At 66.7% G+C, this 8160-nt stretch carries 8 protein-coding genes; 3 read left to right on the top strand and 5 right to left on the bottom strand.

Annotated features, from left to right (window positions below):
• Window positions 1–1387, top strand: a 1387-nt coding sequence (glgB, locus tag NP3_RS28565) for a 1,4-alpha-glucan branching protein GlgB (RefSeq protein ID WP_063824936.1), incomplete at its 5' end; no start/stop codon positions are given.
• A 1035-nt stretch (window positions 1388–2422) separates the two neighbouring features.
• Here glgB and NP3_RS28560 read toward each other — a convergent pair.
• The 3 genes from NP3_RS28560 to NP3_RS28550 all read right to left on the bottom strand — a co-directional run bounded on the left by NP3_RS28560 (window position 2423) and on the right by NP3_RS28550 (window position 4981).
• Entirely contained in the window at window positions 2423–3274 is an 852-nt protein-coding gene (locus NP3_RS28560; RefSeq protein ID WP_063044702.1) for a tetratricopeptide repeat protein, read from the bottom strand.
• Between the two features lie 61 nt (window positions 3275–3335).
• On the bottom strand, window positions 3336–3713 hold the full coding sequence (locus NP3_RS28555; protein ID WP_063044701.1) for a DUF3817 domain-containing protein: 378 nt from the start codon (window positions 3711–3713) through the stop codon (window positions 3336–3338).
• A gap of 89 nt (window positions 3714–3802) precedes the next feature.
• On the bottom strand, window positions 3803–4981 hold the full coding sequence (locus NP3_RS28550; RefSeq protein ID WP_063044703.1) for an acetyl-CoA C-acetyltransferase: 1179 nt from the start codon (window positions 4979–4981) through the stop codon (window positions 3803–3805).
• A gap of 125 nt (window positions 4982–5106) precedes the next feature.
• Between NP3_RS28550 and mce the strand changes: the two genes are divergently transcribed.
• Together mce and NP3_RS28540 are read left to right on the top strand one after the other, a co-directional pair.
• Complete coding sequence (gene mce, locus NP3_RS28545) at window positions 5107–5580, top strand: methylmalonyl-CoA epimerase (protein WP_063044700.1); 474 nt, start codon at window positions 5107–5109, stop codon at window positions 5578–5580.
• A gap of 86 nt (window positions 5581–5666) precedes the next feature.
• On the top strand, window positions 5667–6671 hold the full coding sequence (locus tag NP3_RS28540) for a coiled-coil domain-containing protein (protein WP_063044699.1): 1005 nt from the start codon (window positions 5667–5669) through the stop codon (window positions 6669–6671).
• A gap of 863 nt (window positions 6672–7534) precedes the next feature.
• Here the strand turns inward: NP3_RS28540 and NP3_RS28535 are convergent.
• Window positions 7535–7843 (bottom strand): Rv1322 family protein, encoded by a 309-nt coding sequence (locus NP3_RS28535; protein WP_063044698.1) that lies wholly within the window; start codon window positions 7841–7843, stop codon window positions 7535–7537.
• A 21-nt stretch (window positions 7844–7864) separates the two neighbouring features.
• Window positions 7865–8160: hypothetical protein (locus NP3_RS49955; RefSeq protein ID WP_218024952.1), on the bottom strand; the 296-nt coding region annotated here is incomplete at its 5' end.

The following is an 8160-nucleotide window of genomic DNA, read 5'->3' as shown; positions in this document are numbered from 1 at the left end:
CTACCGCGAATTGGCGGATCAGCTCGCCGATTACGTGCGCGCGGCCGGATTCACCCATATCGAACTGCTGCCGATCGCCGAGCACCCGTTCGGCGGCTCCTGGGGCTACCAGGTCACGTCGTACTACGCACCTACCGCACGCTTCGGCTCCCCCGACGATTTCCGTGCCTTCGTCGACCGCATGCATGCGGCAGGCATCGGCGTCCTGCTCGATTGGGTGCCCGCGCACTTCCCCCGCGACGAATGGGCGCTCGCGCGCTTCGACGGCACCGCGCTCTACGAGCACGCCGACCCACGCCGCGGCGAGCAACTCGACTGGGGCACCTATATTTTCGACTTCGGCCGCAACGAGGTGCGCAACTTCCTGGTCGCCAATGCGCGGTACTGGATCGAGGAATTCCATATCGACGGACTGCGCGTCGACGCGGTCGCCTCCATGCTGTACCTGGATTACTCACGCGCCGACGGCGAATGGGAACCCAATGTGCACGGCGGCCGGGAGAACCTGGAGGCCGTCGACTTCCTGCAGGACCTCAACGAAACCGTGCACCGCCACCATCCCGGCGTCGTCACCATCGCCGAGGAATCCACCACCTGGCCCGGCGTCACCCGCGGCGCCGATGTCGGCGGACTCGGCTTCACCATGAAGTGGAATATGGGCTGGATGCACGACACCCTGGGCTATTTGGGGCGCGATCCGATCCACCGCTCCTGGCATCACAACGAGATCACCTTCTCGCTGGTGTACGCGTGGAGCGAGAACTACGTGCTGCCCATCAGCCACGACGAGGTCGTGCACGGCAAGGGCACCCTCTGGACCAGAATGCCCGGCGACGATTTCGCCAAGGCGGCGGGCGTGCGCGCACTGCTGGCCTACATGTGGTCGCATCCCGGCAAGCAATTGCTGTTCATGGGCCAGGATTTCGGCCAGTTCCGGGAATGGTCACACGACCGCGGCCTGGACTGGCACGAACTGGAAAACCCACTGCACCAGGGCATTACGGCTGCCGTCCGAGATCTGAACGCGGTCTACCGCGCCCACCCCGCGCTGTGGAGTCAGGACACCAGCCCCGGCGGCTACTCCTGGGTGCAGGCCGACGATCGCGAGAACAACGTGATCGCCTTCCTGCGCTACGGCTCCGACGGTTCGGTGATCGCCTGCGTTTTCAATTTCTCCGGCTCGGTGCACGGCGAATACCGCGTCGGCCTGCCGAGCGCAGGCACCTGGCGCGAAATCCTCAACACCGACGCCGCCGACTACGGCGGCTCCGGCATCGGAAACCTCGGCGGTGTCAAAGCGACCGATGAGCCATGGCACGGTCGACCGGCATCGGCCACCGTGGCGCTGGCCCCGAACACCGCGATCTGGCTCGCGCCGGAGACATAAGCCACCACACGGGTGGGCGAGCAGGCCACACCCACAGCGATTCGAGCAGGCCGAGCCGCGGCGCTCAGCCCGCCACGGCCACCATGGCTTTCGCGCCGAACACCCGCGATCTGGCTCGCGCCAGAGACATAAGCCACCACGCAGGTGGGTCGAGCAACCCTGCAGCGCTCAGCCCGGCTCCGGTCCCGTAGCGCCGGTCGCGAATTTCGCGATCTGGCTCGCGCCAAAGACATACGCCACCCCCACAAGCGCTCAGCCCAGGCTTCCGCCGGGCGGCCGGTCCCGAACACCGCGATCTGACTCGCGTCGGAGACATAAGCCACCCAGGTAGGTCGAGCGAGCGCCACCCCATAGCGTCCAGCCCGGTTACAGCCCTAGTGGCCGGTCGCGAGTATCGCAATCCGGCTCGCCGAATACATCAGCCACGACACGGTAGGGCGACCCTGCGTTGAGTCGCGCAGGCCGAGCCGCGGCGCTCAGCCCGGCAGCCACAGTGGCGCTGGCGCCGACCTCGAACGCCGCCATCCCACTCACACCAGAACCATAGCCAGCACACGGATTGGTCGAGCAGACCAACCCGCCGCGCTCAACCCGGCAGCCACAGCGGCGCTGGCACCGAACACCGCGATCTGACTCGCAAGACACCGCAGGGGTAGGTCAAGCAGCCCAACCCGCAGCGCTGAGCCCGCTTCAGCCACTCGGGCGCTGGCCCCGAACACGCAATCTGACTCACGCCGGGACCATTAGCCCCACACAGGTGGGTCGGGCAGGCCAACCCGCCGCGCTCAGCCCGGCAGCCACTGTGGCGCTGGCACCGAACACCGCGATCTGGCCCCAATACCGGAAACACACCGGCTCGCCGAGCAAGCCGCCGTAGTGCTCAGCGCGCCAATCCCGCAGCGCTGGGCACTCAGCTGCGCGAGTGCGTTGATTACCGCCATGTGCAATCGACCGCGCCGCCGCAATCAGTGGACCGGCCCGGCGATGGCATCGGCGCACGCTATCCGCCGATGCCATGCACACCCAAGCGGCCGGTCAGTACAGCGCGGCAGCCAGTTTGCGGCGGGCAGCAACCACGAAAGGCTCTGCCGGGTCGAACAATTCGAAGAGTTCGAGCAGCCGGGTGCGCGCCTTGGTGCGATCATCGCCGGCCGTCTTCTTGATCACGGCGATCAACCGGTCGAACGAGGCCTCCGGCTGCTGGCTCATCATTTCCAGGTCGGCGGCATCCAGGGCCGCGTCGACATTGGCCGGATCGGCATCGGCCGTGGCGATCGCGGCGTCCGAAATGGTCTGGGCACGGGACAGGAAACGCACCTGACGCAGTGCGTTCTTTGCCTCCTCATTGCCCGGCTCCGCGGCGATGATGGCCTCATAGGCCGCTTCGGCACCGGCCATGTCGCCGTGCTCGAGCGCGGCCTCCGCGGCGGTGAAACGCGGGTCCTCTACCGCCTGGGGCTGCTGCTCACCGCCCTCGAGCTGCCCGCCGACCGCCTCGACGACCGCGCTCAACCACTGCCGGACCTGCGGCTCCGGCTGGGCGCCCTCGAAATCCGCGAGTGGGCGGCCACCGGCCACCGCGATCACCGTCGGAATGCCCTTCACACCGAAGGCCTGCGCAATCCGCATATTGGCCTCGGCCTCGACCGTAGCCAGATCCCACGCGCCCGCGCCCTCCTGGACGAGCCGCTCCAGCGTCCGGACCAGTTCGACGCTGCCCGGGCTGCGCTGCGAATACAGCGCGACGACCACCGGCACCTGGGTGGACCGGCGCAGCACCTTCGTTTCGAAGTCCGCCTCCGAGACGGCGTAGTCGCCGCCGCCTCCCGCGCCCGACGCACCGGCCGGGGGCTGCTTCAGGCTGGACAGATCCACCGCACCTGACATGGCGGCGGCGACGGCTGGCGAAGGGCGGCGGGCAGCGGGTCGAGTCACGGTTTCCAGTTTGTCACGGCGTGACCGAGGCCGGGGCTCCGGACTCGACGGAAGTCACGTCGCTCAGCTCACCGAGCTTGCCCGCACGCACCGCCCACACCTCGAAGAGGACCGTGAAGAACGGCGGAATGCTCGACAGCAACGCGAGCACCGTGGTCTTTGTGTTCCAGGCCAGCTCGCGGGCCGCGAGGATCGCGGTGATGACGAAAAGGACGAAGATGATGCCGTGCGTCATCCCGAACACCTTGACCGGCCACAGCACCGGTTCGGGGAGGCGCTTGAACACCATGCCGACGATCAGGAAAACCCAGGAGATCGCCTCCAGCACGGCGATGAAGCGGAACCGCTTGGCCACGGTGCTCAAGTCGAAGAAATTGCCCATGGCCACCATTGTGCCGGACCGCTACGACGGGTCGTAGTTGAACCGGTCACACCTGAACTCCGCCGACCCGGTATATCCGGGCCGGGCGGAGCCGGGAATTACACCTTGATGATCAGCGCGTCACCCTGACCGCCGCCGCCACACAGCGCGGCCGCGCCGATACCGCCACCGCGCCGCTTCAGCTCCAGCGCCAGATGCAGCAGGATGCGCGCACCCGACATACCGAGCGGGTGGCCGATGGCGATCGCGCCACCGTTGACGTTCACCTTCTCCGCATCGATGCCCAGCTTGCGGGTGGACGCGATGCCGACCGCCGCGAACGCCTCGTTGATCTCGACCAGATCCAGCTCGGCGGGCGAAATACCTTCGCGCGCACAGGCCTTGGCGATCGCATTGGCGGGCTGATCCTGCAGGGTCGAATCCGGACCGGCCACCACGCCCGCGGCGCCGATCTCGGCGATCCAGCTCAGGCCGAGCGACTGCGCCTTCTCCTTGCTCATCACGACCACCGCGGCCGCGCCATCGGAGATCTGCGAGGCGGTGCCCGCGGTGATGCTCCCGTCCTTGCGGAAGGCCGGGCGCAGCTTGGCCAGCGATTCGACGGTGGTGTCCGCGCGAATGCCCTCGTCGGTGCTCACCACGATCGGATCGCCCTTGCGCTGCGGCACCGAAACCGGGACCACCTCGTCATCGAAGACGCCGTTCTTCCACGCCGCCGCCGCACGCTGATGCGAGGCCGCCGCGAACGCGTCCTGATCCTCGCGGCTGACCGGCTCGGCGTCGTTGCGCTGTTCGGTCAGCGCACCCATCGGCTGGTCTGTAAAGATGTCGTGCAGACCGTCGTAGGCCATGCTGTCGCGCAGCGTCACATCGCCGTATTTGTAGCCCTCCCTGCTCTTTTCGAGCAGATGCGGGGCCTGGCTCATGGATTCCTGACCGCCCGCTACGACGATCTCGTACTCGCCCGCGCGAATCAACTGATCCGCCAGCGCGATCGCATTGATACCGGACAGGCACACCTTGTTCACCGTCAGCGCGGGCACATCCATCGGGATGCCCGCGGCGGCCGCTGCCTGCCGGGCCGGGATCTGCCCCGCACCCGCGGTGAGCACCTGGCCCATGATCACGTAATCGACCTGCTCCGGCGCGACGCCGCCCTTCTCCAGCGCCGCCTTGATGGCGAAACCGCCCAGGTCGGAACCGGTGAAGTCCTTCAGACCCCCGAGCAGCCGACCGACCGGGGTACGCGCACCGGAAACGATCACGGTTGTGGTCACGACGAGCCTCGCATTCATTGATCGAACAGCGTCGCGCACCGAGCACCCGCGACGTCAACCTCTGTACCCCACGGTAGCTTGTCCTACCCGAACGCCCCCTACCAGGGACGCGCTACGTTCGAAGAGTGAGCAACGCTATCGACCCGTCGAACTTCATCCCCGGCGACTACGTCATCGCCGTCGACCACGTGGGTATCGCGGTACCCGACCTGGATGCCGCAATTGCCTGGTATGCCGACAATCTCGGCATGATCGAGACCCATCGGGAGGTGAACGACGCCCAAGGCGTGCACGAGGCGATGCTGTCATTGCCCGGCGCACCGGACGGCGCGACTGCCCTGCAGTTGCTGGCGCCCCTCAACGCGGACTCCACCATCGCCAAGTTCATCGACCGCAGCGGACCGGGTCTGCAGCAACTCGCCTATCGAGTTACCGATATCGAGGCCGTCTCCATGTATCTTCGTGATCGAGGTCTGCGTTTGCTGTACGACGCCCCCCGTCACGGAACCGCAGATTCTCGCATCAATTTCATTCACCCGAAGGATGCTGGCGGTGTGCTGATCGAGTTGGTCGAACCCAACGCGAATGTTACGCACTAGTATCAAGGTCGGGCCTGAAAAACTCGTCCGCATCACATTCGCGGTCGAGTCACCATGAGGTGCAAGTAGGCTGTAGTTTGTGTGCCATGTCGTCACCTGAGTCCGATCGCAATCGCTTCGTTGCACTGCCCTTCACCGTTGTGCGCAAGGGTTATGCGCAAGACGAGGTACGCAACTACTTCGACCGTTTCGATGCCGAGTTAAGGGTCACCGCCACAGATCGGGATGCCGCTGCGGCGCAAGCCCGTAACCTCGCCAGCCAGCTGGAGGACGCGCGGGACGAGATCGACGAGCTCCGTAAGGAAGTCGATCGCCTTTCGGTTCCGCCGACCACTGCGGAAGGCATGTCCGACCGCATCTCTCGGATGCTGCGCCTGGCTTCCGACGAGGCGTCCGAGGTCCGCGCGCTCGCGCAGGCCGAGGCGGCGGAAATGGTGTCGATCGCCGAGCAGCAGGCCACCGAAATGCGTGGTAAGTACGAATCGCTGCTCGCCGAGACCAAGGAGAAGCGCGAGGCGCTCGAAATCGAATTCGAGCAGACCCTGGCGAATGCGCGTACCGAGTCCGCCAAGATCATCGAGGCCGCTCAGGCCGAGGCCGACCGCCTCGGCAAGGAAGCCGATGCCAAGCGCAAGGCGACCCAGCAGGACTTCGAGGCCACCATGGCGGAGCGGCGCACCAAGCTCACCCGCGCCATGGAGGAGCTCGAGGCCACCAGCCGCGCCGAGGCCGCTCAGCGGATCAAGGACGCGACCGACGAGTCCAACCGCCTCATCACCTCCGCCACGCAGACCTCCGAGCGCAAGATCGCGCACGCCAAGGAACTCGCCGAGGAGATGCGCGTGCTGCGCGGCCGGGTGCTCGCCCAGCTGCTCGGTATCCGCGGCCAGCTCGACTCGGTGCCTGCCATGCTCGCGGCCGTCAACCGGGAAAGCGAACTGCTGGACGGGGTTCCGGATCAGCGCAAGTCCATCGGCGGCGGCACCAAGTCGGTCACCGGCGGTTCGCGCGCCAAGGCCATCCCCGAGGTCTCGGCCGAGGAAGACGACATCGACGCCGACGAGCGCGAGAACGCCGAAATCACCAACTGACGACGGCGGGCTGAGCGGCGACAAACGCAACACCCCAACCGAATTCACACCAAGGCCGCCCCACACCGGGGCGGCCTTCCTAATGCCGGACACTGCCGCGATACGCGGACATAGCCCAACACCCGGCCAATCGAGGCGCCCAGCGCCCCTGGAACATTCGGGTTTACAGCCCTTGGCAACCCCAGAGATGTTCAGCCCAAAGGAGATCCACAGTCTTGTCGGAAGCTGGCCGCCTGACGACCGGGTGCCGCGTCCAGGCTTCCGATGCGGACTCATGTGGCCACCTGCGATGCCGTGCACGGCACGACGACATCCGCTCTTCCAGAGATGCTCAGCCCCAAGGGGATCGGCAGAATCCCGCACTCCGCGAAGCCGCCACCCTCCACCCGCAGGCGCATCTCTGTCCGTAAACCCGACCTCTGTTCATAGGCGCGCGCCCTCGCCTCCCAGGCGCGGCCACGTATCCGCATATGCAACCTGCAACCCCGGACGCAGGACTCCTGGCCCGCAGGTGCCCCGCTTCTTCCTAGTAAGTGCACCCTCGGGCGACGGTGCGCCTTCAGGCCGGAAGTCCGCATTTGCCGCAAGCGCTACCCCTGTCCACAGATGCGCACCGCTTCCCGGCAAGGCGGCACGGAGTGAAGGTGCCGCCTTCAGCGCCTTGCCTTCTGCCCGCAAGTGCCACCTTTGTCCACAGATGCGCACGGCCCGCAGCAGCCCACTGTCTGTAGGCGCGCCCGTCAGTCCGCAGACGCACCTTCTGACTTGGACACGCACCGTTTTGTCGTGGCCGCATACCGTATACGCGGGGTGTGCACTGGCGACGCGGGGGCGCAATGGGTTGCTCTGGGGCGCAGTGGGATTCAGGACCAGCGGCGGGTGATCCGGCGGGTGCGGCGGCCGTTCCAGCAGCCGCGGTGCCAGTGCCTGCGGTCGTCTTCGCCGTCGTCGACCTCCCAGGCGACGATATGGGCTACGCCGGGCGGGATTTCGTGATCGCAGCCGGGGCAGCGATAGGTTTTGACGGCCCGGCTACCTGGGATGGTTCGCACGATGTACATGTCGTCGCTGTCCGGTCCGGCCTCCCGCCTACCGAAGACATCGCCGATCGGCGGGTTGCCCTCCTGCGAGCGGCCCACCTGGCGTTCCGTCCGCGGTTTCCGTCGGGGCATCCCATAAGCCTAGGTCGTGGCCTACTTCACGCTGCGCGCGCAGTCCATCCCTTCCCACCCGCCACCCACACCCCCTTCGCCCGCACTACCCACGTCGCGCAAGTCAATGCCCGACGAATCCATGCGACGTACGAGCCAACGAACAGCCATCCACGCCCAGCCCGCAAATCCACGCCCAGCCCGCAAATCCACGCCCAGCCCGCGCACCCACCCCTGCCCACGAACCGTGCGCAGCGGGAAAGTCATACGCAGCCGCCATCGAGTGCGCAGCCACCATCGAGTGCGCAGCCACCAACGAGTGCGCAGCCACCAACCAG

Origin of the sequence: Nocardia pseudovaccinii NBRC 100343, from assembly GCF_001613225.1 — a bacterium.
Lineage (GTDB): Bacteria > Actinomycetota > Actinomycetes > Mycobacteriales > Mycobacteriaceae > Nocardia > Nocardia pseudovaccinii.
This window is presented reverse-complemented; position numbering and strand designations above follow the sequence as displayed.

Bases quoted from the DNA above. Each gene is read 5' to 3' on its own strand.
- NP3_RS28540 (WP_063044699.1), top strand. From the start codon at position 5,667: ATGTCGTCACCTGAGTCCGATCGCAATCGCTTCGTTGCACTGCCCTTC.
- NP3_RS28555 (WP_063044701.1), bottom strand. From the start codon at position 3,713: ATGGTGGCCATGGGCAATTTCTTCGACTTGAGCACCGTGGCCAAGCGG.
- NP3_RS28535 (WP_063044698.1), bottom strand. From the start codon at position 7,843: ATGCCCCGACGGAAACCGCGGACGGAACGCCAGGTGGGCCGCTCGCAG.
- NP3_RS28560 (WP_063044702.1), bottom strand. From the start codon at position 3,274: ATGTCAGGTGCGGTGGATCTGTCCAGCCTGAAGCAGCCCCCGGCCGGT.